Origin of the sequence: Leisingera sp. ANG-M1, assembly GCF_000813745.1 — a bacterium.
Classification (GTDB): domain Bacteria; phylum Pseudomonadota; class Alphaproteobacteria; order Rhodobacterales; family Rhodobacteraceae; genus Leisingera.
In genome coordinates, this window is sequence record NZ_JWLC01000080.1 from 1 (window position 1) to 476 (window position 476).

Below are 476 nucleotides of genomic sequence, written 5' to 3' on the forward strand. Positions count from 1 at the left end.
CAAGGATCCGGCGCATGGTTTTGTCATGACCCTGGCCGCGGGCGGGACTTTGACCGAGCTGATGGAGGACAGCGCTTCCTTCCTGCTGCCTGCTTCGGATGCAGAGGTTGAGACGGCCCTGAACTCACTGCGCATGGCCAAGCTGCTGGGTGGTTACCGCGGCGCGCCTGCCGCTGATCGCGAAGCAATCCTGCGCGCCATCCGGGCGGTTGAGGCCTATGTGATGGAAAACGCGCTGGGCCTGGAAGAGATCGAAATCAACCCGCTCCTCTGCACCCCGTCTGATGCGGTGGCAGCCGATGCGCTGATGCGGAGAAAATACTGAGCCATGCGCACCATCGGAGCGGTCATTTTCGAAGGCTTTGAGATGCTCGATTACTTCGGGCCGCTCCAGATGTTCAAGAATTTCCCCGAGGATTTCCGCATCCTCGCGGTGGCGGAGACTCCGGCGCCGGTGCGCTGTTCCGGCGGGCCGG

1 protein-coding gene is annotated in these 476 nt (G+C 62.6%); it reads left to right on the forward strand.

What is annotated here, in order from left to right:
- The coding region (locus tag RA19_RS25460; RefSeq protein ID WP_039168809.1) for an acetate--CoA ligase family protein at window positions 1–325 on the forward strand (325 nt) is incomplete at its 5' end.
- Window positions 326–476 lie beyond the last annotated feature (151 nt).